General features: G+C 57.3%; 28 protein-coding genes. 8 read left to right on the top strand and 20 right to left on the bottom strand.

The features are described 5' to 3' along the window. Position 1 precedes the first annotated feature (1 nt). Both BLL52_RS14310 and ppsA read right to left on the bottom strand, forming a co-directional pair. Positions 2 to 2,314 carry a VC_2705 family sodium/solute symporter gene (locus BLL52_RS14310; protein ID WP_075587465.1) on the bottom strand — a complete coding sequence of 771 codons (2,313 nt, stop codon included), beginning with the start codon at positions 2,312 to 2,314 and terminating at the stop codon, positions 2 to 4. Positions 2,315 to 2,359: 45 nt separating this feature from the next. Next, positions 2,360 to 4,753: a phosphoenolpyruvate synthase gene (ppsA, locus tag BLL52_RS14305; protein WP_075587464.1), complete on the bottom strand. Its 2,394-nt coding sequence runs from the start codon at positions 4,751 to 4,753 to the stop codon at positions 2,360 to 2,362. Between the two features lie 228 nt (positions 4,754 to 4,981). Here ppsA and ppsR point away from each other — a divergent pair, with 228 nt between their 5' ends. Beyond that, on the top strand, positions 4,982 to 5,803 hold the full coding sequence (gene ppsR / locus BLL52_RS14300; protein WP_075587360.1) for a posphoenolpyruvate synthetase regulatory kinase/phosphorylase PpsR: 822 nt from the start codon (positions 4,982 to 4,984) through the stop codon (positions 5,801 to 5,803). A 71-nt stretch (positions 5,804 to 5,874) separates the two neighbouring features. Then, a complete protein-coding gene (locus BLL52_RS21505; protein ID WP_241839187.1) occupies positions 5,875 to 6,564 on the top strand; it encodes an energy transducer TonB in 690 nt (229 codons plus the stop codon). 12 nt (positions 6,565 to 6,576) lie between these two features. Here BLL52_RS21505 and BLL52_RS14290 read toward each other — a convergent pair whose 3' ends face one another. Continuing rightward, a complete protein-coding gene (locus BLL52_RS14290) occupies positions 6,577 to 6,984 on the bottom strand; it encodes a GlcG/HbpS family heme-binding protein (protein ID WP_075587463.1) in 408 nt (135 codons plus the stop codon). Positions 6,985 to 7,170: 186 nt separating this feature from the next. Here BLL52_RS14290 and BLL52_RS14285 point away from each other — a divergent pair, with 186 nt between their 5' ends. Further along, positions 7,171 to 7,866 (top strand): Bax inhibitor-1/YccA family protein, encoded by a 696-nt coding sequence (locus BLL52_RS14285; RefSeq protein WP_075587358.1) that lies wholly within the window; start codon positions 7,171 to 7,173, stop codon positions 7,864 to 7,866. 126 nt (positions 7,867 to 7,992) lie between these two features. Next, positions 7,993 to 8,334 carry a hypothetical protein gene (locus tag BLL52_RS14280; protein ID WP_075587357.1) on the top strand — a complete coding sequence of 114 codons (342 nt, stop codon included), beginning with the start codon at positions 7,993 to 7,995 and terminating at the stop codon, positions 8,332 to 8,334. Between the two features lie 60 nt (positions 8,335 to 8,394). On the opposite strand, the gene rlmD is transcribed toward BLL52_RS14280, so the two are convergent. The 10 genes from rlmD to petA form a co-directional block, all read right to left on the bottom strand. Next, positions 8,395 to 9,834, bottom strand: a complete 1,440-nt coding sequence (gene rlmD / locus BLL52_RS14275; protein ID WP_075587356.1) for a 23S rRNA (uracil(1939)-C(5))-methyltransferase RlmD — start codon at positions 9,832 to 9,834, stop codon at positions 8,395 to 8,397. An 88-nt stretch (positions 9,835 to 9,922) separates the two neighbouring features. Further along, complete coding sequence (locus BLL52_RS14270; protein ID WP_075587462.1) at positions 9,923 to 10,753, bottom strand: peptidoglycan DD-metalloendopeptidase family protein; 831 nt, start codon at positions 10,751 to 10,753, stop codon at positions 9,923 to 9,925. Positions 10,754 to 10,764: 11 nt separating this feature from the next. Then, positions 10,765 to 11,553, bottom strand: coding sequence for a protein-L-isoaspartate(D-aspartate) O-methyltransferase (locus BLL52_RS14265; RefSeq protein WP_075587355.1), 789 nt, complete (start codon positions 11,551 to 11,553; stop codon positions 10,765 to 10,767). Then, positions 11,553 to 12,326, bottom strand: coding sequence for a 5'/3'-nucleotidase SurE (gene surE, locus BLL52_RS14260; protein WP_075587354.1), 774 nt, complete (start codon positions 12,324 to 12,326; stop codon positions 11,553 to 11,555). Before surE ends, BLL52_RS14265 begins: the two co-directional genes overlap by 1 nt. Positions 12,327 to 12,365: 39 nt before the next feature. Continuing rightward, positions 12,366 to 13,172, bottom strand: a complete 807-nt coding sequence (locus BLL52_RS14255; RefSeq protein WP_075587353.1) for a sulfite exporter TauE/SafE family protein — start codon at positions 13,170 to 13,172, stop codon at positions 12,366 to 12,368. A gap of 36 nt (positions 13,173 to 13,208) precedes the next feature. Further along, positions 13,209 to 14,108 (bottom strand): alpha/beta hydrolase, encoded by a 900-nt coding sequence (locus tag BLL52_RS14250; RefSeq protein ID WP_075587352.1) that lies wholly within the window; start codon positions 14,106 to 14,108, stop codon positions 13,209 to 13,211. A gap of 50 nt (positions 14,109 to 14,158) precedes the next feature. After that, on the bottom strand, positions 14,159 to 15,598 hold the full coding sequence (gene ccoG, locus BLL52_RS14245) for a cytochrome c oxidase accessory protein CcoG (RefSeq protein ID WP_075587351.1): 1,440 nt from the start codon (positions 15,596 to 15,598) through the stop codon (positions 14,159 to 14,161). Beyond that, the gene (locus BLL52_RS14240; protein ID WP_075587350.1) at positions 15,595 to 16,242 is read right to left on the bottom strand and encodes an MBL fold metallo-hydrolase; all 648 of its coding nucleotides are present in this window, start codon (positions 16,240 to 16,242) and stop codon (positions 15,595 to 15,597) included. The genes ccoG and BLL52_RS14240 overlap by 4 nt, the downstream gene beginning before the upstream one ends. A 190-nt stretch (positions 16,243 to 16,432) precedes the next feature. After that, positions 16,433 to 16,864, bottom strand: a complete 432-nt coding sequence (locus BLL52_RS14235; protein ID WP_075587349.1) for a group II truncated hemoglobin — start codon at positions 16,862 to 16,864, stop codon at positions 16,433 to 16,435. Positions 16,865 to 16,924: 60 nt separating this feature from the next. Continuing rightward, positions 16,925 to 17,551, bottom strand: a complete 627-nt coding sequence (gene petA / locus BLL52_RS14230; RefSeq protein WP_075587348.1) for a ubiquinol-cytochrome c reductase iron-sulfur subunit — start codon at positions 17,549 to 17,551, stop codon at positions 16,925 to 16,927. Positions 17,552 to 17,791: 240 nt separating this feature from the next. On the opposite strand from petA, the gene BLL52_RS14225 reads away from it, so the two are divergent. The 3 genes from BLL52_RS14225 (at position 17,792) to BLL52_RS14215 (ending at position 20,225) form a co-directional block, all read left to right on the top strand. Continuing rightward, on the top strand, positions 17,792 to 19,162 hold the full coding sequence (locus BLL52_RS14225; RefSeq protein WP_075587461.1) for a sigma-54 interaction domain-containing protein: 1,371 nt from the start codon (positions 17,792 to 17,794) through the stop codon (positions 19,160 to 19,162). 332 nt (positions 19,163 to 19,494) lie between these two features. Beyond that, a complete protein-coding gene (locus BLL52_RS14220; protein ID WP_075587460.1) occupies positions 19,495 to 20,052 on the top strand; it encodes a ferritin-like domain-containing protein in 558 nt (185 codons plus the stop codon). A gap of 14 nt (positions 20,053 to 20,066) precedes the next feature. Further along, the gene (locus BLL52_RS14215) at positions 20,067 to 20,225 is read left to right on the top strand and encodes a DUF3309 family protein (RefSeq protein ID WP_075587347.1); all 159 of its coding nucleotides are present in this window, start codon (positions 20,067 to 20,069) and stop codon (positions 20,223 to 20,225) included. Positions 20,226 to 20,319: 94 nt separating this feature from the next. Here BLL52_RS14215 and BLL52_RS14210 read toward each other — a convergent pair whose 3' ends face one another. Beyond that, a complete protein-coding gene (locus BLL52_RS14210; RefSeq protein ID WP_075587346.1) occupies positions 20,320 to 20,919 on the bottom strand; it encodes an SAM-dependent methyltransferase in 600 nt (199 codons plus the stop codon). A 120-nt stretch (positions 20,920 to 21,039) separates the two neighbouring features. Here BLL52_RS14210 and BLL52_RS14205 point away from each other — a divergent pair, with 120 nt between their 5' ends. Beyond that, on the top strand, positions 21,040 to 22,086 hold the full coding sequence (locus BLL52_RS14205; protein WP_075587345.1) for an MBL fold metallo-hydrolase: 1,047 nt from the start codon (positions 21,040 to 21,042) through the stop codon (positions 22,084 to 22,086). Between the two features lie 4 nt (positions 22,087 to 22,090). On the opposite strand, the gene BLL52_RS14200 is transcribed toward BLL52_RS14205, so the two are convergent. The 6 genes from BLL52_RS14200 to BLL52_RS14180 all read right to left on the bottom strand — a co-directional run bounded on the left by BLL52_RS14200 (position 22,091) and on the right by BLL52_RS14180 (position 25,611). Beyond that, complete coding sequence (locus BLL52_RS14200) at positions 22,091 to 22,639, bottom strand: rhodanese-like domain-containing protein (RefSeq protein ID WP_075587459.1); 549 nt, start codon at positions 22,637 to 22,639, stop codon at positions 22,091 to 22,093. Between the two features lie 75 nt (positions 22,640 to 22,714). Beyond that, complete coding sequence (locus BLL52_RS14195; RefSeq protein ID WP_075587344.1) at positions 22,715 to 23,128, bottom strand: DsrE family protein; 414 nt, start codon at positions 23,126 to 23,128, stop codon at positions 22,715 to 22,717. A 138-nt stretch (positions 23,129 to 23,266) separates the two neighbouring features. After that, positions 23,267 to 23,800: a hypothetical protein gene (locus tag BLL52_RS14190; RefSeq protein ID WP_075587343.1), complete on the bottom strand. Its 534-nt coding sequence runs from the start codon at positions 23,798 to 23,800 to the stop codon at positions 23,267 to 23,269. Positions 23,801 to 23,848: 48 nt separating this feature from the next. Continuing rightward, the gene (locus BLL52_RS21775) at positions 23,849 to 23,971 is read right to left on the bottom strand and encodes a hypothetical protein (RefSeq protein WP_274534900.1); all 123 of its coding nucleotides are present in this window, start codon (positions 23,969 to 23,971) and stop codon (positions 23,849 to 23,851) included. Between the two features lie 89 nt (positions 23,972 to 24,060). Further along, positions 24,061 to 24,699, bottom strand: a complete 639-nt coding sequence (locus BLL52_RS14185) for a peroxiredoxin (protein ID WP_075587342.1) — start codon at positions 24,697 to 24,699, stop codon at positions 24,061 to 24,063. 159 nt (positions 24,700 to 24,858) lie between these two features. Continuing rightward, the gene (locus tag BLL52_RS14180; RefSeq protein WP_075587341.1) at positions 24,859 to 25,611 is read right to left on the bottom strand and encodes a c-type cytochrome; all 753 of its coding nucleotides are present in this window, start codon (positions 25,609 to 25,611) and stop codon (positions 24,859 to 24,861) included. Positions 25,612 to 25,613: the final 2 nt, after the last annotated feature.

The following is a 25,613-nucleotide window of genomic DNA, read 5'->3' as shown; positions in this document are numbered from 1 at the left end:
CCTAGCTTACCCGGGATCGGCTGGGAAGCCGGGTCAACCAGCTCACCAAAATCGTGACCAAGACGCCTGCCGATACCCCAAAAACACCGGCCGAAATAGGCTCAATTTCCAACCACAGGCCAGACTCGCTCAAGCCAAAGAAGGTTCTGACACTAGCCGCATTGATCAGCATGTAGTACAGCGTCAAGCCCAGGCCACTCAACATGCCCGCCACCGCGCCCTGACGTGTCGCCCCAGTCCAGTAGATACCCAGAATCATCACTGGCACAAACGCAGCCCCAGCCATTGAAAATGAAGCGGACACCAGAATCAGGATGTCTGCAGGCTTTTGCGCCGCCACATAAGCCGCCACCAAGGCAACCAGCAACAAGGCAAATTTGGACAGCATGACGCGCCGCACGGCCCCGGCACGGTCAGTGCTGCCTCGATAAAACAAGTCGTAAGCCAGTGCATTGCCGATAGTCAACAACAAACCGTCAGCAGTGGACAAGGCGGCAGCCAGACCACCTGCGGCCACCAGACCCGAGATCACGTAGGGCAAACCACCGATCTCAGGTGTTGCCAACATGATGATGTCGGCACCCAGTCGCAGCTCGGCAAACTGCAGAATTTTGTCGCCGTTGATATCACTTACCGAAATCAGCGAGGGGTGCAGCCGGGCCCATTGTGAGATCCAGTTCGGCAAATCATCAAAACGCTGTCCCACCAGATGACCCATGATCTCAAACTTGACCAGCACGGCCAGTGCCGGCGCGGCCAGATACAGCAAGGCGATAAATACCAGCGACCAGGTAGCTGAGTTGCGGGTTTCCTTGACGGATGCAGTGGTGTAGAAACGGGTCAGCAAATGCGGCAGGCCAGCGGTACCCACCATCAAACAAAACATCAGCGCCAGGAAATTATTGCGCGAGGTTTCAAAGGTTTTTTTCTCTGGCTCCGTTCCATTGGGGTTGCCTGCAAAGGGGCGGGTGTGTTCAGGCATCCCAGCCAGGGGCCTGGCGTGGCTCTTGTTTTCATTCATGGCTCGCGTCCAGCGCGCGCGTGCGCTCGCCTCGTCGCGCGGCAAAGCCGCCAGCGCACGCCGCGCTGTGACAACGTCGAGCTCTTCTGCATGCGACTGGATGAGGCGTTGGACTTCGTTGCGATGCCAAGCTCTTTCAGCCTCTAGTGACTGCGGCAGGTTGCGCAATTTTTCGGCGTAATCATCGGAGCGGCGTGCATACTCTTTTATCACCGCCAACTCCGCTGGCGAATGGAGCAACTCCCGCTCCAGGGCGGCAATTTTTGGCAGTTGTTGCCCGTAAACCATTGGTGCCATCGGATTGCCGAGCTGCTTGTAAGCCAGCCAGGAAACCGGTATCAGAAAAGCCAGGATCAGCACCACATACTGGGTCACTTGCGTCCAGGTGACTGCGCGCATGCCGCCTAAAAATGAGCAGACCAGCACCCCACCCAGCCCGAGCAGAATACCGATCTCAAACTGCACCCCGGTCAAGCGCGAAGTGATCAGCCCCACACCATATATCTGCGCGACCACATAGGTAAACGAACACAACACGGCCGCCCAGGCGGCAATAATGCGCGGCCAGCGTCCGCCAAACCGACGGCCAAAAAAATCTGGCACTGTGTACAGGTTCATCTTGCGCAAGTGGGGCGCCACCAGCAGGGCCACCAGACAAAATCCACCGGTCCAACCCAGCACATACACCAGACCGCCAGGCTGCGAGCCCGACCCGGAAAACCCCTGCAAATACAGGCCACCGGCCATACTAATGAACGACGCCGCACTCATCCAGTCTGCAGCCACGGCCATGCCGTTGTACATCGCCGGAATGCGGCGACCTGCCACGTAATACTCTGAGGCCTTCGATGTGCGGTCGTAAATACCAATCAGCGCATACAAAAATACCGTGGCGAAAAGAAAAATGGCACCAACCCATATTCTTTTCAGACCAAAACGTTCTGCCAGCCCAAGTGCCACCACAAACAGGGCAAATAGGACAACGTAGGTTATAAACCGCCGGTGAATACGCTGCGTGTACTTGACGAATCCGGCGTCAAGCGGCGTCGTATCGAAATCAGCACGGTTGGCAAGCCACGCATACGTCGCCACCACCACAATAAACACCAGCAGACTGCCTTGTGCAGCAAACCAGTAGGACACAGGCCACCCAAACAAGACCAAGCGGAGATCATCGGCAAAAAAAACAACGCCAAATGACGCCAAAAACCAAACAAGCAAAAGCCAACCCTGCAAACGTGTGAAGCGTGCGGTAGGTTGGCTCTCGGGATCCGACACCTCAGGGTTCATCATCTTGCGATGATGGCACCCAGTGGTGTCAAGCTCCATAGGTGTTTGCTATTGACTGGCCAAGTTTTGCCAAGTCGCAACCACCGTATCCGGGTTGAGCGAAATCGAAGAGATGCCTTGTTGCATGAGCCAGACCGCAAAGTCAGGATGGTCACTGGGGCCCTGTCCACAGATGCCCACGTACTTGCCTTGGGAAAGACAAGCACTGATAGCTTGACTGATCAGCGCGGTCACCGCTGGATCACGCTCATCAAAGTCCTTAGCCAGCAATTCCAGACCAGAATCGCGGTCCAGACCCAGGGTGAGTTGGGTCAGATCGTTGGAGCCGATCGAGAAGCCATCAAAGTAAGCCAAGAAGTCGTTGGCCAGAATGGCGTTGCTGGGAATTTCGCACATCATGATCAGCTTGAGGCCGTTCTCGCCACGCTTGAGCCCGTGCTCTGCCAGCAACTCGGTGACCTTTTTGGCTTGGCCCAGAGTGCGCACAAAAGGCACCATCACCTGCACATTGACCAAGCCCATGTCTTCGCGAACGCGCTTGATCGCCTCGCACTCCATCGCAAACGCCTCGCCGAAGTCAGCACTGACATAACGCGCCGCGCCCCGGAAGCCCAACATCGGATTTTCTTCTTCAGGTTCGTAGCGGCTGCCACCAATCAGCTTGCGGTATTCATTACTCTTGAAGTCCGACAAGCGCACGATCACCGGCTTGGGCCAGAACGCCGCCGCGATTGTGGCCACACCTTCGGCCACTCGATCCACATAAAAAGCTCTGGGCGACGCATGGCCGCGAGCCACGGACTCGACCGCCTTTTTCAAATCGGCATCAATGTTGGGGTAGTCCAAAATGGCTTTTGGGTGCACGCCAATGTTGTTGTTGATGATGAACTCCAGCCGCGCCAGACCAACCCCCTCGTTGGGCAACTGGCAGAAGTCAAAGGCCAGCTGCGGGTTACCCACGTTCATCATGACCTTGACGGGTATCTCCGGCATCGTGCCACGCTGCACTTCAGTGACCTCGGTTTCCAACAAGCCGTCGTAGATGAAGCCGGTGTCGCCTTCGGCGCAGCTGACTGTGACCAGCATGCCATCCTTGAGGACCTGATCTGCATTGCCGCAACCCACCACAGCCGGAATGCCCAATTCACGCGCAATGATGGCGGCATGGCAGGTGCGTCCGCCTCGGTTGGTCACAATGGCCGAAGCCCGCTTCATCACCGGCTCCCAGTTGGGGTCGGTCATGTCGGTCACCAGCACGTCACCGGGCTGCACCCGGTGCATTTCACTGAGCTTGTGAACCACCTTCACCGGGCCGGTTCCGATTTTCTGGCCAATGGCGCGCCCCTCGGCCAAGACCGGCCCCTTGCCTTTGAGTCTGTAGCGGTGCTCGACCTTGCCTGCTGCCTGGCTTTTGACCGTCTCTGGCCGGGCTTGCAATATGTACAACTCACCGTCCAGACCGTCCTTGCCCCATTCGATGTCCATCGGGCATTTGTAATGATCTTCAATCACCAGCGCATAGGCAGCCAGTTTTTGCACATCGGCGTCGGTCAGGGAATAGCGGTTACGCAACTCGATAGGCACATCGGTCGTCTTGACCAACTTGCCGCTGGCAGCTTTTTCCTCTGGCGTGGAAAATTGCATCTGGATCAGCTTGGAGCCCAGGTTGCGCCGAATCAGCGCCTGCTTGCCCGCCCTGAGCATTGGCTTGTGCACATAAAACTCATCCGGATTCACAGCGCCCTGAACGACGGTTTCGCCCAGCCCGTAGCTGGAGGTGATGAACACCACGTCTTCAAAGCCGGACTCGGTGTCCAGGGTGAACATCACCCCTGCTGCGCCCAAATCAGAGCGCACCATGCGCTGAATACCCGCGCTGAGCGCCACGTGTTCGTGCGCAAAACCTTTGTGCACCCGATAGCTGATGGCCCGGTCGTTATAAAGCGAGGCGAACACTTCGCGAATCTTGTGCAAAACGTCTTCAATACCGGTGACGTTCAGAAAGGTTTCCTGCTGGCCAGCAAAAGAGGCATCGGGCAGGTCTTCCGCGGTTGCCGACGACCGCACTGCAAAGGATGCTGCGGTATTGGCGCCACACAAAACGGCAAAAGCGCTGCGGATCTCCTGCTCGAAATCAGCCGGGAAAGGCTGTTTTTCCACCATCGCACGGATCTCGGCGCCTGTAACAGCCAGCGCGTTGACATCTTCGGTGTCGAGTCTAAACAGGCGATCATTGATTTCCTGGCTCAAATTACCAAAAGCCAGAAACTGGCGAAAGGCATGGGCTGTTGTGGCAAAACCAGTAGGCACCTTCACACCGGTGGGCAAGTTGGAGATCATCTCGCCCAGGCTGGCGTTCTTGCCGCCGACCAAGTCGACATCGGTCATTCGTAATTTTTCAAACGGGACGACCAAATCAGTCGGGGGAAAAAGGGCTGTCATGAAAGAACTCCAGAAGTTGAAAAACTTACCCATGACCGCAGTGATAGGTTCAGCGGTCATCAAGGCACTGCCCGGGTCACTGCATCGTTGTGTTGCTGGAGCGGGGCGGCGCCGCAAATCGATTAGAAGATAATAATTGTAGGCTTGCCGGCTGACCAGACTCCCTGATGCTGACGCCGTCTGCGAGTGAATACGCCCTAACTACACCAACCCTAGCTGCTGCTCACCATGCCAACCCGCACCGTATTTTTCATTTCTGATGGTACTGGTATCACTGCCGAGACCTTTGGCAACGCCATCCTGAATCAATTTGAGGCTAATCTGCAGCGAGTGCGGCTGCCGTTTGTGGACAGTGTTGACAAGGCGCATCAAGCGGTGCGGCAAATCAACCATGCCGCCGTGATCGACAACAAGCGGCCCATTGTTTTCACGACTCTGGCCAATGAAGATGTTTTTCAGGTGCTCTCGCAAGGCTGCAAGGGCATGCTCATGGATCTGTTCAGCACCTTTGTCAACCCGCTGGAGAAAGAGCTGAACCTCAAATCCAATCACCGCATCGGTCGGTTCAGTGACACCAGCAAAAGCGCTCAGTACCAGTCGCGCATAGAAGCCATCAACTTCACGCTGGAACATGATGATGGGCAGTCACACCGGGATCTGGAGGCCTCCGACGTGATTCTGGTTGGAGTCAGCCGTAGCGGTAAAACGCCGACGTCGCTTTATCTGGCGATGCAGTATGGCCTGAAGGCCTCCAATTACCCCCTCATCCCAGAGGATTTTGAACGTCAAGACCTGCCTCCTGCCCTCAAGCTGCAACGCAAAAAACTCTTTGGATTAACTATTCAGCCTGAACGACTTAGTGAGATACGCAATGAGCGCCGCCCCAACTCAAAATATGCGTCACTGGCAAACTGCCGCATGGAGGTCAAAGAGTCAGAAAGCATGATGCGCCGCTACGGCATCCGGTGGCTGTCAACCACCACCAAGTCAATTGAAGAAATTGCGACAACCATTCTTCAAGAGCTGCGCCCGGAACGATTGACTTATTGAGTAACGGCGCTTTGCGTCAGTACAGGCTGCCCAAACGGCCTGATAACGCCACTATCTTCCAGAATATTCGTTTGAGGCTTGCCTACATCAGCTTGGGTGTCCTGGGTGTCCACTTGGCAGTGCTGGCATGGCTTCAGGTTGGGCAACCCGAAGCCCGGCACCCGGTGGTTTTAGCGGCCGTCCAAACCCGGCAGATTCTTTCGCAACCGACTTTGGCACCGCAGCCCAAAAACGCCGCCAGGGATCAGCCACAGCAGCGGTCGGAGCCCGCTCAGGGCGAGCAAATCCACCTTCAAACGTCGCGGACGGTGGCCGCACCTTCAGCAACCGTCGCTTTCACCCTACAAGACACCCAAGCACCTGCAGCACCACCTGCGCAGGACGATGCGCCTGCGGTCGGGTCAGGAAAACCCCAAGCCCTACCGGCTACTCCCGGCGAAGCGCCAGCGATGGCTCAAGGCACTTCCCGAAAAGGCTTGACATTGCCGTCAAGCATTGCTGACTACCTTAGCAACCCACCGCCAACCTATCCAGCGTTAAGCCTACGACTGGGCGAACACGGCAAAGTCACGGTCCGCGTCCTGATTGGCAAAAATGGCCGGGCGTTGGACGCCCGCATCGCCCAGTCAAGCGGCTTCGACCGGCTTGACCAAGCCGCGCTTCGCGCAGTGATGAATTGGCGCTACGCACCGGGAACCGTGGACGGCCAGGCGCAGGATATGTGGTTTGACGCCCCGATCAGTTTCAAGCAATGGCGCTGACGGCTCCCAAGTTCAGACGGTCAGAGCGGCAATACCCGCCTTGGCGATTTGTGCATCCTCGCTGGATTTCACGCCGCTGACCCCGACCGCGCCCAGACACACGCCGTCCCTCAAAATGGGAACACCGCCTTCGAGCAAACCCGCGATGGCAGGGGCGCTCAAAAACGAGACACGCCCGCCATTCACCACGTCTTCGTAGAATTTGCTCTCGCGCCGCCCCAGGGCCGCGGTGTGCGCCTTGGCGGGTGCAATGTGCGCTGACACAGCGGGCGCGCCATCCAATCGTTGCAACCACAACAAGTGCCCGCCGTCATCGACGATGGAAATCGTCACCGCCCACTGGTTGCGCAAGGCCTCGCTTTCGGCTGCAGCCGCTATGGTTTTGACATCTGACAATTCAAGAACAAATTTGGTTTTCATAGTGACGGCTCTGTTGAAAGTTAACGCGTAAGCATAACGCTGCGCGCACCAGCCTTTGCCTGCACTCATGTCACAAGTGGCCTCACGAAAAGTAAGAACTTGCCGCTTTGGCAGCGCTTGAAAATTGGCTCTGTGCCTTAAACTAAGATCGTTCTAATGTTTCACCGACAGCATAGGAGTATTGCAATGTCCGATTACCTTGAGACGATCAACCGCGGTTATGGCGCTGGCATCGGCGCACAACAGCGCAACAAAGTTTTAAGAAATACTTATTGGCTGCTCGCACTCAGTCTAGTACCCACTGTTTTGGGGGCCTGGCTGGGCGTAGCCACTGGCATCACCCAGTCTTTAAGCGGTGGTTTAGGTCTGATCCTGTTTTTGGGCGGGGCCTTCGGCTTCATCTTCGCGATCGAAAAAACCAAGAACTCTGCTGCAGGTGTTCCTGTATTGCTGGCTTTTACCTTCTTTATGGGGGTAATGCTTTCGCGCATGATTGCGATGGTTCTCGGCTTTAAAAACGGCCCAGAGCTGATCATGACGGCTTTTGGCGGCACAGCGGGCGTTTTTTTTGTCATGGCGAGCCTGTCTAGCGTCATCAAACGTGATTTGTCCGGCATGGGTAAGTGGCTTTTTGTCGGTGCTCTGGCCATCATCGTGGGCGGCATCATCAACGTGTTTGTCGGCTCGACTGCTGGCATGATGGCGATCTCGGTGATGGCGATCGGTGTTTTCAGCGCCTACATGCTGTATGACCTGAAGCGGATTGTGGATGGCGGTGAAACCAATTACATCAGCGCTACGCTGGCACTTTACCTTGATGTCGTCAACGTGTTCCAGAGCTTGTTGGCCTTGCTGGGCATCATGGGTGGCGAGCGCGATTGATTCGCCGCAGACAAGCACCCGAACAAAAGGCCCATTCGGGCCTTTTTTCATGCTTAGACGTTTAGGCCGTGTGTTGGAATGAAAAGCATAATTCAGGCTTTACCCTACCCCTCTAACAATTTATTTATGTCCAGACATTTGCTGATCCTCATCGTCGCCATGCTGCTGTCAGCTTGTGACATGCTGGGCCTGGGGCCAGACCCCCGGATTGCGCAAAAAGAAGCCGATGCGAAAGCGATTGGCGCGGCCTGCCGCAATGGTCTGCGCAACATTGAAGATTGCTACACCCTGAACAAGGGTGTCAACAAAGCCGCCATCTATGCAGGCTGGCTTGAAATGGATGCCTACATGCGGGAAAACAAGCTCGAAGGTCAGCGCACCGAGATGGCGCAGCCCGCTGCGACTCCTGTTGAAGAAGTCATCGAAGAACCTCAACCCAAGGCCAACGCCAAGTCAGCCGACCGTTGAGCTTTGCGCATTGAATTTGGTTAAGACCGTATTGCAGTCTTCGCATTTTTCGCGAAAGAATCACACTTCTAGATCAAAAACCGCCATGCTCTCCACGTGCGCCGTGTGCGGGAACATGTTCACCATACCAGCAGCTGAGCAACGATAGCCCGCCTGATGCACCAACACATCGGCATCACGCGCCAGGGTGGACGGGTTGCAGCTCACATACACAATGCGTTTTGGTGGCATCCAGTTTTTGGCACCCGCTCTAGCGGCTAGCTCGAATGTGCCGAGCCTTTGTTGATGCAATTCGGCCAGTGCTTGAACGATGGCAAAGGCACCGTCGCGCGGTGGATCCACCAGCCACTTGTCAGCCATGCCGTCACTGATCAGCATTTCAGGTGTCATCTCGAACAGGTTGCGTGCTACAAAAGTTGTAGTGCACAGCGCTTTATTAATAAAGGCTAGAGCACGATTTGACTCATAATTTTCACGGGCTCTGGCCACCAAAATCTCACTGCCCTCAATACCGAAAACTTCACCGGCCTGGCTGGCAATCGGCAAAGTGAAGTTACCCAAGCCGCAAAACCAGTCAATCACCCGTTCATTTTTTTGCACGTCCAGCAAGCGCAGGGCGCGTGACACCAGCACCCGGTTAATTTCTGGATTGACTTGGGTAAAGTCGGTCGGCTTGAACGGCATGCTGATACCAAACTCGGGCAACGCATATGACAGCACGGGCCCGCCCTCATCGAGCAAGCAGATGGTCTCTGGACCCTTGGCCTGTAGCCACCACTGCACCGGCGGGTGGTCAGCGGCAAAGGCGCGCAGCCGTGCAAGATCTGCCCGGCTAAGAGGCTCCATATGCCGTAGCACCATCGCCATCACCGCATCACCACAAGCCAACTCAATCTGAGGGCAAGTTTCTACCGCATCCATGGACGCAATCAACTGGCGCAACGGCATCAGCATCGCGCTGACCTGAGCAGGTAACACCGGGCAGACGCTCATGTCGGCCACGTAGCGGCTCTTGCGCTCATGAAAACCAATCAAAACCGTGCCCTTTTTACGCACATGCCGCACAGACAAGCGAGCGCGGTAACGGTAACCCCAGCTGGCCCCTTCGATGGGGCGCAAAATCTGATCCGGCTTGACTTTGCCCAGGTGCCATAGGTTGTCTTCCAGGACGCGTTGCTTGACCGCCACCTGGGCGCTGGGGTGCAAGTGCTGCATCTTGCAGCCGCCACAGGCACCCTTGTGCAGGCCAAAATGCGGGCAGCCCGGCACCGCCCGCTGGGAAGACTCCCGGTGAATCTCGGTGAGCGTGCCCTGCTCCCAGTTGTTCTTGTGACGGTTGATGTTGGCGCTCACCCACTCAAAAGGCAGTGCACCTTCAATAAACACCACTTTGCCGTCTGCCTTGTGGGCCACGCCCTGAGCCTCCAGGTCCAAAGACTCAACGTGTAGCCAATGGCTTGGATAAGTTGCAACAGCCACGGATTCAATTTTTTCGGTCATGGATGGGGGGATCAACAAAAATGACGCGATGCGTCTGCCCTGACACAGTCAGGGTGCTGGCTTGCCTGCCGACAGGCCCTACGCGGCATCAGCGGGCAGGCAAATACTTGGCAGGATCTACCGGCTTGCCCTGTCGGCGAACCTCAAAGTGCAACTTGACCCGATCGGCGTCACTGCTGCCCATCTCGGCGATTTTTTGCCCTTTCAGCACCGACTGGTCTTCCTTGACAAGCAGCGTCTGGTTGTGCGCGTAGGCAGTTAAGAAAACATTGTTGTGTTTCAAAATGATCAGGTTACCGTAGCCACGCAGTCCTGCGCCGACATACACCACCCTGCCATCAGCAGCAGCCACCACCGTGTCACCCGCCTTACCGCCAATATCGATACCCTTGTTTTTCACATCGTCGAAACCTGCAAGAACAGCCCCGTTGGCGGGCCAGATCCAGTTGATACCGTCTTCCACTGCTGCCGGGCTGCTGGTCGGCGCTGCAGGTATATCCGTCGCGGATGCCGTAGCCGAACCTGCTGGCGTCGCAACGACCTGGGGTTTGGCAATAGGCTTGATCACCACCTCGCTGCCAACAGGTGGAATGACCCGGAGCACCTGCCCCACCTCAATGCGGTTGGGGTTTTCGAGTTGGTTCCAGCGCGTCAGATCCTGGGTGGACTGCCCGTTCTCAAGCGAGATCCGCAGCAGGTTATCTCCGGGCTTCACGGTGTAATAGCCGGGCTTGCCCGCGTTTTCAAAGCCTGGTGGCTGATTGACGGGCACGAGGTCTGAAGGTGCAGTGACGCCTGGGCGGGCCATGCGGTCTTCCACCGGCGCACGGTTAAAAGATCTGGAGGCGCAGCCCGCCATCACCAACGTAACCGCCGTGATGCAAAGCCCATAGCCCAAACGTCGATACAAACGAGTCATAAAAATCCCTGTCATGCAATGCCCGATTTTAAAGGGACGAAATGAACCGCTTCCATCACCGTACGGCGAAGCCCCTGTGACGTTTTTTCAACCACCACCAGCGCCTGGTGCCCCGGGCTTCGTGCGCCGACAGCCACAGGGGCCACCAGGCGGCCACCCACCGCCAGTTGATCTAGCCAGCATTCAGGCAGCGTCTCGCCCCCAGCGGCGGCAATGATGCCCGCATACGGTGCTCCTTTGGCATAGCCAGCCATGCCGTCACCAAACAGAAGATGCACATTGGCCAAGCACAAATGGCGTAAATTGTTCCGGGCCTTGTCGTGTAGACCGCGCAAGCGCTCAATGGAGTAAACCTCTGTACACAAATGGCTCAACACAGCAGCCTGGTAACCACAACCTGTGCCAATTTCCAGAACCCGCCCCAGCCGCGAGGTACTGCCGTTGCGCAGCAGTTCCAACATCCGCGACACCACACCTGGCTTGGAGATGGTCTGGCCCAAACCAATGGGCAAACTGGTGTCTTCATAGGCCTGGTTGACCAAGGCCGAGTCAACAAAGCGATGGCGTTCCACATTTCCCATGGCCGCCAATACCAGGGGGTCAGCAATGCCCTGCTGGGCTAGTTTATTCACCATGCTTTGACGCACCGCATGAGAATCCATGCCGACGCCTGCGGGCGCATGCAGGCGAAGAGGCAAAGGTGGGCGGTTAGCGGGCAGTGCTGCCACTGGCTGGCTTGACCCCAATCGAGACGGAAACCCTGGCCTGGCCTTAGTGCCGGGCTGAAAACCTTGCACCATCAAACCCCGCCCATGCCGGATGACAGGAGCGCCGCCGTCTGCGCCCAGTAACCCAGGTTATCGTGATCGGTGAGGTCGACCTTAAGCGGCGTGATGGCGATATGGCCCTGCGCGGTTGCCTGAAAGTCGGTGCCTTCAGCATCGTCCTTGACAGCGCCAGCAGCGCCTATCCAGTACATGGTTTCATTGCGCGGACTTTGCTGGGTAATGACTGGCTCGGCGGAATGCCGCCGACCCAAGCGGCAAAGCTTGACCCGACCCAACTCCTCGGTAGGCAAATTCGGGATATTGACATTGAGTAGCCAGGCGCTGCTACCCAAAAGATTTTGCTCAACCATCTGCAGCACCAACGCACGCGCCGCGCGGGCCGCTGAATCCAGGTGGAGCCAATCACGTTGCACCTGCGAAAACGCGATCGACGGAATGCCAAACAGAAACCCCTCCATGGCGGCACCTACAGTGCCAGAATAGATCGTGTCGTCACCCATGTTGGCGCCATTGTTAATGCCCGACACCACCAGATCCGGGCGGTAGTCCAGCAAGCCGGTCAGGGCAATATGCACGCAATCAGCCGGGGTGCCGTTGACATACCGAAAGCCATTGACAGCACGGTGCACATATAGCGGTGAATTCAGCGTGAGGGCGTTGGACTTGGCACTGTTGTTATGTTCTGGCGCCACAACTTCAACTTCTGCAATGTCTTTGAGCGCCTCGTACAGCGCCACCACCCCGGGCGCTTGAAAGCCATCATCGTTTGAAATCAAAATTCTCATCGGGTCACCTTTGGTCTGAATTCATTGTAAGGGCCGCCCTCAGGCTGATAACAGTCCCCCGGCGCGCGCCAGCATGAGCACGGCCACCGCCACACAAAACCAGGCAAAGGCTTGCTGCAGACGCTCGGCTGGCAAGCGGCTGGCCACTAGCCTGCCAAGCAACAGGGCCAAAATGGCGCCGCCAGCAAAGGGCAGCACGACACCCCAGTCCAGAGAGCCGTGTGCGGCCGCCGAGGCCACACCGCTCAGGGAAACCAAGGCCATCACCGCAAGGGAAGTGGCTTGCACACTGCGAATGTGCAGATCGGTGTAGCGCGACAGGGCTGGCACAATCACAAAACCGCCGCCCACGCCCAGCAGGCCGCTCAGCAGTCCTGCCACCAAGCCCGTGCCGGAAAGTACACGGGCGCAAGGGCGTGTCCAGGTCAGCCGCTGATCCACCGTACTCACAACACACGGCGCTTGTGCCCTGACGGTGACGTCCTGGGCCGATGCGATGAGACTGCGCCAAGCGGAGTAAAGAAGCACACAGGAAAAAATCACCGCCAAGGGCCGACTGGGAATGTTTTGCGCCAAATAAAACCCCAAGGGCGCTGCCAACATACCGGTAATGCCTATCAATGCGGCAGCACGATAACGAACGATGCCCTCGCGCCAACCCAAAAAAGCACCCAGCAAGGACGCTGCAAACACCGCCGACAAGCCAATGGGGGCAGCCTGTTGCACCGACAGATGTAACCCAAATACCAGCAAAGGGACTGACAAAATGCCTCCCCCTGCTCCGGTGAAAGCCAGCACCAACCCGATCACCGCGCCCAGCAGAGCGACAAATGTCAGGCCTTCCATGGGAGTAGCGAGGTTTTGGACATAGATCGGACAATGTTAAACAGAAACGCTGCTCTCATGACCGGCAGTGGCTGGCCGGAGCGCCTGCTGCAAAAAATCGGTGATTTCAGGCAGATGCTGGTCAAGTGCAGTACTCAGGTCATGCTGCCCGGCCACCTCAAGGAGTTGCACCGAACCCGGGCGCCCGGCCGCCAGCAAGCGCCGGGCATCGTCCAAGGGCACCATTTCATCCTCACGCCCGTGAACCAGCAGCACCGGGCTGCTGATGTGAGTGATGCTACGCAGCGGCGCTATCGCATCAAACCTGGCCCCAATCACCCGCTGCACATGCCGCAACACATACCAACCCAGCAATGGGTAGGGAATCCGGTAGCTGGTCAGATAGCGCAGCATGACTTCATGCGGATGCGCAAAGGCGCTGATACTGACCACTGCCCGAACCTCGCCGTGGCGGGTGGCGGTCAGCAGCGCTGCGCCAGCGCCCACAGAATGGCCGATCACCGCAAGCCGTCTCGCGTCAACCAACGGCTGCGTCGCCAGCCAGGCCAAGCCAGCCTCGATATCTTCGGCAAAACGGGGCAAAGAGGTGAAAGGCTCAGCGTCACTGCGACCGTGACACCGCGCATCGAGCAGCAACACGCCCAGCCCGGCCGCATGCAGCGGCGCCAGACAACCTTGCATCAGGCTGGCATTCGCGCCCCAACCGTGCATCACCACCACCGCGGGCGACATGGCAGCACCCGAAGTGGCGACAAACCAACCCGTCAACATCTTGTTGTTGCGGGTCGGCAAGCAAACCTCTTGCGCCACGCCAAAGTCCCCGCGCAGCGGGCCTGCATAAGCAAGCCTGGGGGCACGCAAACCGTAAAGAATCAAAGCGTTGACACCCAGCAGCAACGCCCAAACTGCCAGCACGGCCACGCCAAGCGCCAGCATCACCCGTTTATCCCCGGCAAAGCATCAACCCGCACTGCGCTAACAGACGCTCACTGCTTGGGCACCAGGAAGGTGGTTTTTTCAACGAGTTTGCCTGGGCTGTCGAGCGACTCGATGATGATCTGGATTTGATGAGACCCGGCAGGTGCCCCTTCGAAAGGCAACTGGATCCGCATGGGCACAGTACGCGCCTCTGTTGATTTGACGCTCACCAGGTCCTCGGAAGTCAGAACCAGTCCCGGCAAACCAGACACCGAGAAGCGGTAGCGCTGGTCAGTTTCGGTGGCGTTCATCACTTGCAGGCGGTACACGTTTTCGGTTTTGCCCGCGTCCACCACACGGGCCATCACACCCCGGTCACGCACCACGTCCACCTTGAACGGCGTGCGAGTCGCCAGGCTGACCATGATGGCAATGACGATGACCATCAGGATGCCGGTGTAGACCAAAATACGAGGGCGGAACACATGACGCAGCGTCTGCTTTTGTGTCCATTTGTTGGTCATAGCGTTTTCGGTCGAGTACTTGATCAGACCACGGGGGTAGCCGACCTTGTCCATCACCGTGTCGCACACGTCAGCACAGGCACCGCACCCAATGCACTCATACTGCAAACCATTGCGAATATCGATGCCTGTTGGGCAGACCTGCACACACAAGTTGCAATCCACGCAGGCACCCAGACTCAGTTTGGTCGGATCAGCCTTCTTGGAGCGCCCGCCACGCGGCTCACCACGCTCGGTGTCGTAGGTCACGATCAGCGTGTCATTGTCGAACATCACACTCTGGAAACGGGCATACGGGCACATGTGTTTGCAGACTTGCTCACGCATGAAGCCAGCATTGCCGTAAGTCGCAAAGCCGTAGAACAGCACCCAGAAGGTTTCCCAGGGGCCAAAATTCAGGGTCGATACTTGGCTGACCATGGTCTGGATCGGCGTGAAATAACCAACAAAGGTAAAGCCAGTCCATAACCCTATCAATAGCCAGATCAGGTGCTTACCGGTCTTGCGACCGATTTTTTGGGCACTCATGGGGCCCGCGTCACGGCGCATGCGCGCTGAACGATCCCCTTCCACGAGTTGTTCAACCCACAAGAACATCTCGGTGTAGACCGTTTGCGGGCAGGCATAACCACACCATAGCCGCCCGGCCACGGCAGTGAAAAGAAACAGTGACAAGGCTGCAATGATCAACATGCCCGTCAGGTAAATGAAATCCTGCGGGTAAAGCACCAAGCCAAAAATGTAGAAACGGCGCACACCCAAGTCAAACAGCACCGCCTGGCGCTGGCCCCATTCAATCCACGGCAAGCCGTAAAAGACGATCTGCGTGACCCATACCATGATCCAGCGCCAATTGCTGAAAACACCTTTCACACTGCGCGGGTAAATTTTTTCGTGCGCCGCATACAGAGATACCAACTCTGGCTCTGGCGCCACGGGCATGATCGGGATCACTTTTTTCACTTCTTTTACTTCGGCATTCATTCGTCATTCCTCAAAATTGGGGCGAGCACACGGCGCTCAGACAACGCAGCCATGTGTGCGAGAAACTCGTCGCGGGTCTGGCCGGCAAAAAACGGATGCCAGCGCCGCTGCTCAAGCACCGTGCTGACAGCACGGGCGCGTTGTTCATGCCCAGCAAACAACAACGTTTCGTCGGGTAGTGTAAAAACTTTCCGTGTCACGCTGTCCCACAAGGCCTCTGGGGCCAGCGGGCGCGGCTGGTGCGGACAGGCTGTGACGGCCAGCAAACCACCACAAAAAAACCGGTCACGCCAGGCAAAACTCAGACAGGCAGCGGTGTGGCCCGGCGTGACGACCACATGGATGCGTTCAGCGCCGAATGGCAGAACAGTACCATCGCTGACGGCCAAGCCGACGCTGGACTGACCCTGAATAAGGGGCGCAGCCAAGCGCGCAAGCAATCCTGGCTCGGCGGGTTGAATATCGTCATGATGATGGGTGCGCAGCACCCAGCGCAAGCACAGATCGCGTTCATCCAACAGGGCGGTCAGCACCGGCAAATCTCGGCCGTGAGGGTCAATCAACACCGCCTCGCGGCTGGACAAGTCTGCCAGCAGATAGGTGAGTTCTCCACTTTTTTCGTCGTTCAGGATACGAAAGTACATCTCAGGCATCTTGGCAGGAACGACTAACAGGGGGGTTGGTAGGGCGCGTTGTCATGACAGGTTTCTCTGATCTTCTAGATATAGATCAAGAAACATGCCAGCCCTCGCACCGGATTTGACTTCAATCAAATCAATGACTTACAAGTTTCGCCGCCGCACGAGGCAGGGCAGGCAGCGTCAAACTGTCAGTCTAGGCAGACGCTGGCATACCAAAATGGCAGGGCGGGGCCGACTCGGTGTTGATCATGTGGCTCGCCATCTGGGCAAAGCTGGCCAGCAGCCAGGTGCGAAATGGTGGGTCGGACACCTGCTCTTCGATCGCCTGCGTCATGCATTGCATCCACTCGTTGCGCACCACCTGGTCCACCGCATAAGGCGCATGACGCATGCGCAGGCGCGGGTGGCCTTTCTTGTTGGCATACAACGGCGGACCCCCAAGCCATCCGGAGAGAAACTCAAACAGGCTTTCAGCACTTCCCGCCAAGCTTTCCGGATGCATTTTCCGAACCGTATAAGCCTCAGGGAGTTCGTCCATCAGGGCATAGAAGCGGTGGACCAGTTGCTGGATACCCGCTTCGCCACCAATCGCCTCGTAGGGCGTCAAATTGCTTGCTGCTTGCATGTCTTTCCCCCATTACAGCCTTGCCGGCCTGGCGCAGTGTGCCTTAAGCGTCGCGCTGGATCAGGCGGTGCTGTCTTCACCAATCAGCACACGGCCGTCGGACAAGTATTTGTGGGGTGGGATTTCCAGATTGGTGGGCGCCGGCTTATTCTTGAAAACCCGTCCGGCAGAGTCAAAAGTTGAGCCGTGGCAGGGGCAGAAAAAGCCACCTTTCCAGCCATCGCCCACGCCAGGGTTGGCGCTGCCTTTGGGCACCGCGCTTGGCGAGCAACCCAGATGGGTGCAAATACCAATCGCGACCAAAAACTCGGGCTTGATAGAGCGCGTCGGGTTTTGCGCGTAGGTCGGCTGCTGACTGGTTACCTTGGACTGCGGGTCAACCAGTTGGCTGTCCAAAGTCGGTAAATCAGCCAGCACTTCGGGCGTATGACGCACAAGCCAAACCGGTTTACCACGCCACTCCACAATTTTCATGCTACCGGGAAGAATGTCGGAAATATCGGCCTCTACCGCAGCGCCTGAGGCCAGCGCCCGCTGGCTGGGCGCAAAACTGGTCACAAACGGCACCGCAACAGCGGCCGTGGCAACGCCACCCACAGCAACGGTTAGTAACAGCATATTGCGGCGCTCGGCATCATGATCACTGGCATTGGCGGCCAAAGCATCAAAAGTGGGGGTAATAGACATGACATCCTCCTAAAGTTCAAAACACATCCGTCACAACAGCGGCGTAACGGTAATGCCTTCATGAGCATCAATAATCGTGCCACACTGAAATTCGTAAAAAGATGTTTGTTTTCAACGGCATGGAAACTTGTTGAGAGTCATCAGCATTAACCGTAAGGTTGAAACTGTCAAATTTGGCACACTGACAAGCCTTTGGCATACACTTTGCGCCAAACCGACCCCTTTAAAGCACCCCAACTGATGAAACCGCTGCCCGAGCTCATGTCTTTTCTGGAAGGGCTTCCAGAACCTCACATTCTGTTTGACAACCAGTACCGCATCCTGGCGGCCAATGCCGCGTATCTGCGCCAGTTCAGCCCGGATCGTGGCGTGGTGGGGCGCACCTGTTTTGAGGTGTCGCACCACTTCAGCGTGCCGTGTGACCAGTCGGGTGAATCCTGCCCGCTAATGAAGGCGCGCGAATCGGGCCAGCGCGAGCGCGTGCTGCACCTACACCACACGGCCAAAGGTGAGGAATATGTGAACATCGAACTCGCGCCATTGCTCAACGCCGAAGGAGAGCAAGTCTTCTTCATTGAAAAAATGGAAACCCTGCGGGCCACCGAGGATCAATCCAAGGGGCAAGGACTGATTGGCCGCTCTACCGCTTTTCAGCACATGCTGTCAATGGTGGCGCGGGTGGCGCCGTCGATGGCCACCGTGCTGCTGCTGGGCGAGTCCGGCACTGGCAAAGAGCTGGTCGCGCGGGCGGTGCACGAAGCCAGCCCGCGCGCCGCCCGCGCCCTGGTGCCGGTGGACTGCTCCAGTCTGCCGGAAAACCTGTTTGAGTCTGAACTTTTTGGCCATGAGCGCGGTGCCTTTACCGGCGCCAATGCCGCGCGCAGTGGCCTAGTCGAAGCTGCCAGCGGTGGCACCTTGTTTCTCGACGAAGTGGGCGACATTCCATTGAGCATGCAGGTCAAGTTGTTGCGCCTGCTGGAGACGGGCACTTACCGGCGCGTGGGCAGCTCCGAACAACGCCATGCAGATATCCGGGTGGTGTCCGCCACGCACCGGAATCTGGACGAGATGGTGGCCCAGGGCAAGTTTCGTGAGGATTTGTATTACCGGCTGAGCACCTTCCCCATTCATCTGCCAGCCCTGCGCGAACGTCGCGACGACATTGCCCCGCTGACCCTGGCCTTGTTGCAGCGGGTGGCCGGACCGCGCAAGCTCAAGATCAGCGATAGCGCGCTACAGCTGCTCAACATCCAGAACTACCCGGGCAATGTGCGCGAATTGCGCAACTTGCTAGAGCGCTCTACCCTGCTGTGTGATGGTGATGTGCTGGAGGTGTCGCATGTGCAAGAGGCGCTGCTTTCAGGCCGACGCCCGTTCTGGCCAGCACCCCTGCCCGGTGCTATGGCCACGCCGCAGGTTGGCTTGCCAGGTATCAACACGGTGGCGCCGGTGGCATCGCCCGGCGCACTGAAATTGGTGGAACGCGCGGCCTTGCAAGACATGGTCAACGCGCACCCGGGGAGCCGGGCCGAACTGGCTGCACAACTGGGCATCAGCGAGCGCTCGCTATACCGAAAGCTCAAAGCCGTCCAGTCTGATAGCCTCCGTTAGCTATATTAAATATAGCTATTAGCGCTTTGTCTATAAGGGCTAGAGGCCTATTTTTTATAAATTTATGTTGATGCTACTGGCGCATCATGAACACCTTGACAGCGTTCACCAGAGTGTCGGTGCTTGCGGCACGGGTGATCTCACCAAACCAAGAGGTGACCTACGGCACCGCTCAACCGTTTAGTTACCGAGCCATGCAAGCGCGCGCACGCAGCAGCCGCCACCGCTGCATTGAGCGCCAGTATCGGCGTCTGAGGGTGCGACAACGAACAGACGACGCGCGTACCGTGCGCCATCATGAGGCTACGTTCATCCAAACACCCAAGGACACCATGACTCAAACTATCAGACCCTTCGACCTTCAAGCCGTACGCCGGGACGCCCGTGAGCACATCGAAAAAGGTGCCATCACGGTTGGCTATTCAGCTGATCTGCCTGCCGTGCTAAAAATGCTCAACGACTCGTTGGCCACTGAACTGGTGTGTGTGCTGCGCTATCGCCGCCACCACTTCATGGCACGCGGTATCCATTCACAAGCGGTAGCTGCCGAGTTTCTGGCGCACGCCAATGAAGAGCTAGGCCATGCCGACCTGCTTGCCACGCGGATCGCGCAACTGGGCGGCGAGCCTGATTTTTCACCAAGCACCCTGCTGAGCCGCAGCCACGCCGACTATGCGCCGGGTAACGACCTAGCCGACATGATCCGCGAAGACCTGATTGCCGAGCGCATTGCCATCGACAGCTACCGACACGGCATTGCCTCTCTGGGTGACAAGGACCCGACCACCCGGTGCCTGCTGGAGTCGATTTTGGCCATGGAAGAAGAGCACGCTGACGATCTGGCAGACCTGCTACAACACCTGCCAACACCCCCCGTAACTGCCCACTAACCAAAGGAAACATCATGAGCCTTGGCACCATCCTCCTTATCGTACTGATCCTGATCCTGATTGGCGTCGTACCCAGCTGGCCGCACAGCCGCAACTGGGGTTACGGACCCAGCGGTGGCATAGGACTGATCGTGTTGATTCTGATCATCTTGCTGGTGATGGGACGAATCTGACGCTGACAGCGGCCGACTGTCCCGTCAGCCGAAAGTTACTATTTTTTTAGTAGCTACTAGCCCTTTAAATATAAGGGTTATAGGCGCCTTTTCCTTACAACTTCCGGCCTGTCCAGCGCGTCACGACAGCAAGCCCTTGATGGCCCGGGCCTTCGGACAGTGAGACCTCGCCGTGCCAGACGTGCTCCGGCGCGAGCAACGCGGCAAAGTCGTCGCTCAACTGCTCGGCGCTGTAAAGCATGGTGACATCTTTAGGGCCACCGCTGCTATGGGTCAGCTGTTGCGGATGGAACCCTTCGACCACTAAGCGCCCACCCGGCTTGAGCCCTTGCCCCAAACGGCGATGCGCGTCGCGGCGAAAACTCTCCGGCAGGTGGGTAAAGATGATCATCACCGCATCAAAACTGCCCGGCTCTGGCTCCCAGAGCGCCAGGTCTTCCAATGCGGTGGTCAGTGCCACGCCGCGCTGTGCCGCCAGTTCGCTAGCTTTTTTCAGGCCCACCGCCGACGAATCGACCGAGGTGACATGGTGCCCCTGCTGCGCCAGCCATACGCCGTTTCGCCCCTCGCCGTCCCCCGGCAACAACACGCGGCTACCCCGCGTCAAGTGGGCAGCCTGTAGTTGCACAAAAGCATTTGGCTCGGTGCCGTATTTGAAGCCAGGCTCAGAAAAGCGTTGATCCCAAAAATTCATGTTGCAGTGAGCTCGGTCAGCCAGGGGCGGGATGAAAATTTTAGGCGACGCGACGCGACGCGGGCAGGCACTCCGGAGGTCTATCGTTTACAGTCTTGCTAAATATAAGGAGACACTGCTATGACACATCCAACGCATGACGCGGCAGCGCCGCCCACCCTGGTCAGCCGCCGCACCCTCATTGGCTCCGGGCTGGCGCTGGGCGCGAGCGCACTGGCACTTTGGCCAGAGGCCCAATTGTTCGCTGTCCAGTTGGGCGACTTCATCATTGGCGGGCCGGTGCCCGACATTGCGCCGCAACAACTGTCCGATCACGTCTGGACGATCTATGCCGCAGACGGTTTTCCCACCCCGGAGAACAAGGGCATGATGTCCAACGTGAGCTTTGTCGTCACCAGCGCTGGCGTGGTGGTGCTGGACTCGGGTAGCTCGCTGCAAATCGGCCAAATGGCGATTCGCATGATCAAAAAAGTCACCTCTCAACCGGTGGTTGCAGTTTTCAACAGCCACTACCACGGGGACCATTGGCTGGGCAACCACGCGTTTGCGCAAGCCTATGGCGAGCTTCTGCCCATTTATGCGCTGGCCGGAACCACCGAGCAGATCAAAGGCTACGAGGGCAGCACCTGGCGCAGCCTGATGGAGCGCTGGACCAATCAGGCCTCGGCCGGTACCAAGGTGGTGCCGCCTAACCAGTTGGTGACGCACGGCCAGACGCTGCAGTTTGGCGACGTCACTCTGAAGATGCATTTCTATGGAACAGCGCACACGCCGTCTGACCTGTGTGTGCAGGTGGTGCAAGACAAGGTGACCGCCATGGGCGACATCGTCATGGCCAACCGCATTGCCAACATTGACGACGGCTCGTACCCCGGAACCTTCCACTATTTCAAGGAACTGGCAGCCGCCACGGGTGACCAGCTGTTGCTGCCAGGCCACGGCAAGGCAAGCCACGACCTGATGGAAACTTACGGCAAATTCCTCGCAGGCATCTGGGAGCCGTGTGTGCAAGCTGTCAAGGACGGCAAAACCGAGGCTCAAGCCAGAGTCATGGTACTGACCGACCCGCGCGTGGCCAGCCGCGCTAAAACCATGCTGGGATTCGACTCAAACATCGGCAAATACACCAGCCTGGCGTATCTGGAGGCAGAAAAAGAGCTGTTCTGAGGACTTACTTGAGGTCGGTGCGGTACATCTTGGCCGGGTTCATCTTCGCGCTCCAAGGCAGGCCTGAGTTCTGCCAACCGTTTTGCAAACGAAAGCCTGCTTGCGGGCCGTCTTTTAGCGCGGCGCCTTGAAAGCCATGGATCACATATCGCGCGTTGGGAAAACCGTTGGCGCGTAGAAAAGCGGCACTGGGTTCGCCACGTTCGCTTCCTGAGCGGCACATGGTGATGACTTCCGCATCCGTGGCGAGGCCCCGCTTTTCCAAGGCCGACTTGATTTGTGCGACAAAGTCAGGGTTTTGGTTCAGCTTGAAGACACCGCGTTTGTCTTCCCAAGCGTTTTTATCTACCATCAGAAACGGGATGTTGACGTGTACCGCGTCGGTGAAGCCGACAAACATGATCTCTAACGGATCACGCACATCCACAAACAGGACCTTGCTATCTGCTTTTTGAACTTCAGCGTAAACATCCTGGGCATTCGCACCCATTTCCACAGCCTGCGCACCCAAGGCTGACAAGCCCAGAGCCATTGCCAACAACACGCGTTTCATCATATTTTTCCTTACGATCAGACAAAAAAACCCGCCATTTCAAAGTCCGGCGGGTTCGTGGGGCAGCTTGGGAGATTAGAACGCCAGGGTTTGCACTGCCGGCTTGAGCAGATAGGCGGCGATATCAGCCGGGCTGGCGGCTGTCACGCCGGTGAGCAGGTCAGTGGATTTATGACCGGTGTTGGGCAGGTACAAGGCACACACTTCTACCTTGGCGCCGTTCTTGATGAGGCCTTGCAGCAATTGCTGAGGCGTCACATTTTTCGGCTTGAGGGTGGGCATTTCTTTGCCAGTCAAGGCAATGTCGCCACCAGCGTCACACAGCAAAATGCGCACATTGGCTTTTTGTTCAACAGCTGTAGAGGCAATCACCAGACCTGCGCCTTGGGTCATCACGCTGCCACTGTTGATAGAGACAAATAAATCACCCGCTTGGGCTGAGACGGCGGCAGTGAACAAGGCGGTAGCCAAAAAAGCAGATTTCTTCATGCAAACTCCAGGATAGATAGACCAATTGAAAAGACCAATTGGACTATCTCACATACCCCCGAGAGTAACGGTGACTAAAGTCACGCCAGGCCACGCGGACGCTCCAGAGGCGGCGCACAACCTCGGTACAGCGTGGGTTTAGCGCTCCAGCGCAGCGCGCAGATCGGCCTCGGTGGTGACATAACGGATGCCCTTGACCACCTTTTGATCGAGCTCGATCAACGTGACTGCATCAGTCTGGCGCGGCCACGCTGCCAGCGTGGTTTCGTCCAATGACACACCCATCAAGTAGGGCATGTCACGCAGCGTGGGCAAGGCAAAAGTGCGGGTGATGAAGCCAGGCATTTTGCTCATGTCGGCCAGGTACACCGCGTTCTTGCGCGTCAACTGGTCTTTAGGCAGGGCTTGCAATACAGCCTGCATCAGGTTGGAAGCTTTGCGGCCTGCCGCAAACATCACCAGCCGCGTGCTGGGCTTGATCTGCCAGGGCTTGTCGTGCTGGTCTTTCAGGTTGAGCGCGGGCAAAGCCTGACCAACGACAACGGGTGCTGGCGCTTGCGCCAGACTGAGTTGGGTGACACCCAGTGCCAGCATCAGGCCTAGAGCGCAGGCTGAAACTTGGCGTTGCAGAGTGGGCCAGCGGGTGATTTGGCGCGAAGAAATTTTGGTCATGGTGAATTGGTTCGTCGTTGGTCAATAGAGGCATTGAACACGGATGGTTCAGAGCGAGTTGGTCGGTATTTTGAAGTAACTCACGCCGTTTTCTTCGGCTAAGGGCATTTGCCTGGCACGCATGACCACCTTCACCGAAGGCATGACAAAACGCGCCATGCCCCCTGTCATCTCTCACGGCTCAAGTTGCACGGATTCAAAAAAAAGCCAAAAAAAAGCAGGGGCCACTTTAAAAAAGCAGCCCCTGCACAGTTTAGAAATTACAGCGACTTGGTGGAGTAGTACCAGTCGGTGGTGTCATAGCCCTCACCGGCGCGTGCTTCAGCCGCGGCGGCCGTTTTGGGCGGGGGCACGATCACTTTGCAACCCGGCGTCCAGCCTTCCGGGGTGGCCACACTGTTGGCATCGCTGGTTTGCATGGCTTCCAGCAGGCGCACAAATTCCTCAATGCTGCGGCCGTTACTCATTGGGTAGTACACCATGGCGCGCAGTACGCCCTTGGGGTCGATGAAGAAGGTGGCGCGCACGGCTTGTGTGTCGGCCGCTCCGGGGTGGATCATGCCGTAGGCGCGGGCCACATCCATCTTGATGTCTTCAATGATCGGGAACGGAATGGTCACGCCAAACTTTTCCTGAATATTGCGCATCCAGGCCAGGTGAGAGAACAGGCTGTCAATCGACAAACCGAGCAGTTCGCAATTCATCGACTGGAACTTGTCAAAGTGCTTGGCAAAGCCAATGAACTCGGTGGTGCACACCGGCGTGAAGTCAGCCGGGTGCGAGAACAGAATCAGCCACTTACCTTGGTAGTCGTCCAGGGTGCGCTGGCCAGAGGTGGTGACCGCGTTGAACTCGGGAGCGCGGGCGTTGAGTTGGGGGAAGCCGACAGTGTTTTCCATAAAAGAACTCCAGTGGTTAATAAACTATTGATTTGAATCAATCGATTGATTTCGTTGATGAGTTGATTCTAGAGACGTTTGCACGTCTGTGGAATCGCATGTTTCTATGACGGCGATAGCGCGAAGCTTTATGACAGCATTGCGACAAATTTTTATCAGTCACTTGGTGCGTGTCACCGGCAAATCAGCGTAATAGATAGCCAGCGCTTCAATCTCGCTGCGGCTGAGTTTTTTGGCAAACAAACTCATCCCCTTGATGCTGTCGTTATGCCGCGTGCCGCCCTGAAAGTCGAGCATGGTGCGCACAAAATACAGCGGGTTTTGCCCGGCGAGCGCCGAGGCTTCCAGCTTGCCGCCCTGCCCCACCACACCATGGCAGCTAGCGCATGGGGTAATCAATCGGGTTTTGTCGCCCCGGCGTACCAGGGTGGTGGCGGGCACGTCCTTCGGCGCGGCAATGCCTCGCGGCCGCGGCGTACCGTCGTCTGTAGGCGGGCTTTGCACCGCATAAAAAGCGGCGACATCAGCAATTTGCTGCGGGCTCAACATCACGGCAATGTCGTGCATCATTTCGGCACGCCTGCCTTCCAGACGGCGTTTGTCTTGATAGTCGAGCATCATTTTGGCGGTGTAGGCAGATTTTTGGCCTGCCAGATGCGGCCAGTTTTGCGTCGGTGCCACACCAGCAGGGCCGTGGCAAGAGGCGCAAAACAGCTCATCGTGCACCTTCTTGCCAGCGTCAGGGTTGCCTGTGGGCAAGGCTGTCAACGCATTGCGCAGAGTGCCAGGTGTCCACTTGACAACAACGGGGGCTTCATGCGCCGCTGCGCTGGCAAAAGCGGGAAGGCTAACCGCGCTGACCAAGCAGATCAGGGCCAGCGTGGTTGCGCGGTGAAATGTGCATGTCTTCATGG

The organism is Rhodoferax antarcticus ANT.BR (assembly GCF_001938565.1).
Taxonomy (GTDB): Bacteria; Pseudomonadota; Gammaproteobacteria; order Burkholderiales; family Burkholderiaceae_C; genus Rhodoferax; species Rhodoferax antarcticus.
Note: the sequence above shows the minus strand (reverse complement) of the source record. Positions and strands in the feature narration are given on the sequence as shown.

Excerpts from the sequence above, each read along its gene's own strand:
- BLL52_RS14220 (WP_075587460.1), top strand. The coding sequence starts at position 19,495 with ATGACTCAAACTATCAGACCCTTCGACCTTCAAGCCGTACGCCGGGAC.
- ppsR (WP_075587360.1), top strand. The coding sequence starts at position 4,982 with ATGCCAACCCGCACCGTATTTTTCATTTCTGATGGTACTGGTATCACT.
- BLL52_RS14250 (WP_075587352.1), bottom strand. The coding sequence starts at position 14,108 with ATGCTGGCGCTTGGCGTGGCCGTGCTGGCAGTTTGGGCGTTGCTGCTG.
- BLL52_RS14240 (WP_075587350.1), bottom strand. The coding sequence starts at position 16,242 with ATGTACTTTCGTATCCTGAACGACGAAAAAAGTGGAGAACTCACCTAT.
- BLL52_RS14285 (WP_075587358.1), top strand. The coding sequence starts at position 7,171 with ATGTCCGATTACCTTGAGACGATCAACCGCGGTTATGGCGCTGGCATC.
- ppsA (WP_075587464.1), bottom strand. The coding sequence starts at position 4,753 with ATGACAGCCCTTTTTCCCCCGACTGATTTGGTCGTCCCGTTTGAAAAA.
- BLL52_RS14205 (WP_075587345.1), top strand. The coding sequence starts at position 21,040 with ATGACACATCCAACGCATGACGCGGCAGCGCCGCCCACCCTGGTCAGC.
- BLL52_RS14180 (WP_075587341.1), bottom strand. The coding sequence starts at position 25,611 with ATGAAGACATGCACATTTCACCGCGCAACCACGCTGGCCCTGATCTGC.
- BLL52_RS14225 (WP_075587461.1), top strand. The coding sequence starts at position 17,792 with ATGAAACCGCTGCCCGAGCTCATGTCTTTTCTGGAAGGGCTTCCAGAA.
- BLL52_RS14235 (WP_075587349.1), bottom strand. The coding sequence starts at position 16,864 with ATGCAAGCAGCAAGCAATTTGACGCCCTACGAGGCGATTGGTGGCGAA.
- BLL52_RS14265 (WP_075587355.1), bottom strand. The coding sequence starts at position 11,553 with ATGGTGCAAGGTTTTCAGCCCGGCACTAAGGCCAGGCCAGGGTTTCCG.
- BLL52_RS14195 (WP_075587344.1), bottom strand. The coding sequence starts at position 23,128 with ATGAAGAAATCTGCTTTTTTGGCTACCGCCTTGTTCACTGCCGCCGTC.
- ccoG (WP_075587351.1), bottom strand. The coding sequence starts at position 15,598 with ATGAATGCCGAAGTAAAAGAAGTGAAAAAAGTGATCCCGATCATGCCC.
- surE (WP_075587354.1), bottom strand. The coding sequence starts at position 12,326 with ATGAGAATTTTGATTTCAAACGATGATGGCTTTCAAGCGCCCGGGGTG.
- BLL52_RS21775 (WP_274534900.1), bottom strand. The coding sequence starts at position 23,971 with ATGACAGGGGGCATGGCGCGTTTTGTCATGCCTTCGGTGAAGGTGGTC.
- BLL52_RS14280 (WP_075587357.1), top strand. The coding sequence starts at position 7,993 with ATGTCCAGACATTTGCTGATCCTCATCGTCGCCATGCTGCTGTCAGCT.
- petA (WP_075587348.1), bottom strand. The coding sequence starts at position 17,551 with ATGTCTATTACCCCCACTTTTGATGCTTTGGCCGCCAATGCCAGTGAT.
- BLL52_RS14190 (WP_075587343.1), bottom strand. The coding sequence starts at position 23,800 with ATGACCAAAATTTCTTCGCGCCAAATCACCCGCTGGCCCACTCTGCAA.
- BLL52_RS14290 (WP_075587463.1), bottom strand. The coding sequence starts at position 6,984 with ATGAAAACCAAATTTGTTCTTGAATTGTCAGATGTCAAAACCATAGCG.
- BLL52_RS14255 (WP_075587353.1), bottom strand. The coding sequence starts at position 13,172 with ATGGAAGGCCTGACATTTGTCGCTCTGCTGGGCGCGGTGATCGGGTTG.
- BLL52_RS14310 (WP_075587465.1), bottom strand. The coding sequence starts at position 2,314 with ATGATGAACCCTGAGGTGTCGGATCCCGAGAGCCAACCTACCGCACGC.
- rlmD (WP_075587356.1), bottom strand. The coding sequence starts at position 9,834 with ATGACCGAAAAAATTGAATCCGTGGCTGTTGCAACTTATCCAAGCCAT.
- BLL52_RS14210 (WP_075587346.1), bottom strand. The coding sequence starts at position 20,919 with ATGAATTTTTGGGATCAACGCTTTTCTGAGCCTGGCTTCAAATACGGC.
- BLL52_RS14185 (WP_075587342.1), bottom strand. The coding sequence starts at position 24,699 with ATGGAAAACACTGTCGGCTTCCCCCAACTCAACGCCCGCGCTCCCGAG.
- BLL52_RS14270 (WP_075587462.1), bottom strand. The coding sequence starts at position 10,753 with ATGACTCGTTTGTATCGACGTTTGGGCTATGGGCTTTGCATCACGGCG.
- BLL52_RS14200 (WP_075587459.1), bottom strand. The coding sequence starts at position 22,639 with ATGAAACGCGTGTTGTTGGCAATGGCTCTGGGCTTGTCAGCCTTGGGT.
- BLL52_RS14215 (WP_075587347.1), top strand. The coding sequence starts at position 20,067 with ATGAGCCTTGGCACCATCCTCCTTATCGTACTGATCCTGATCCTGATT.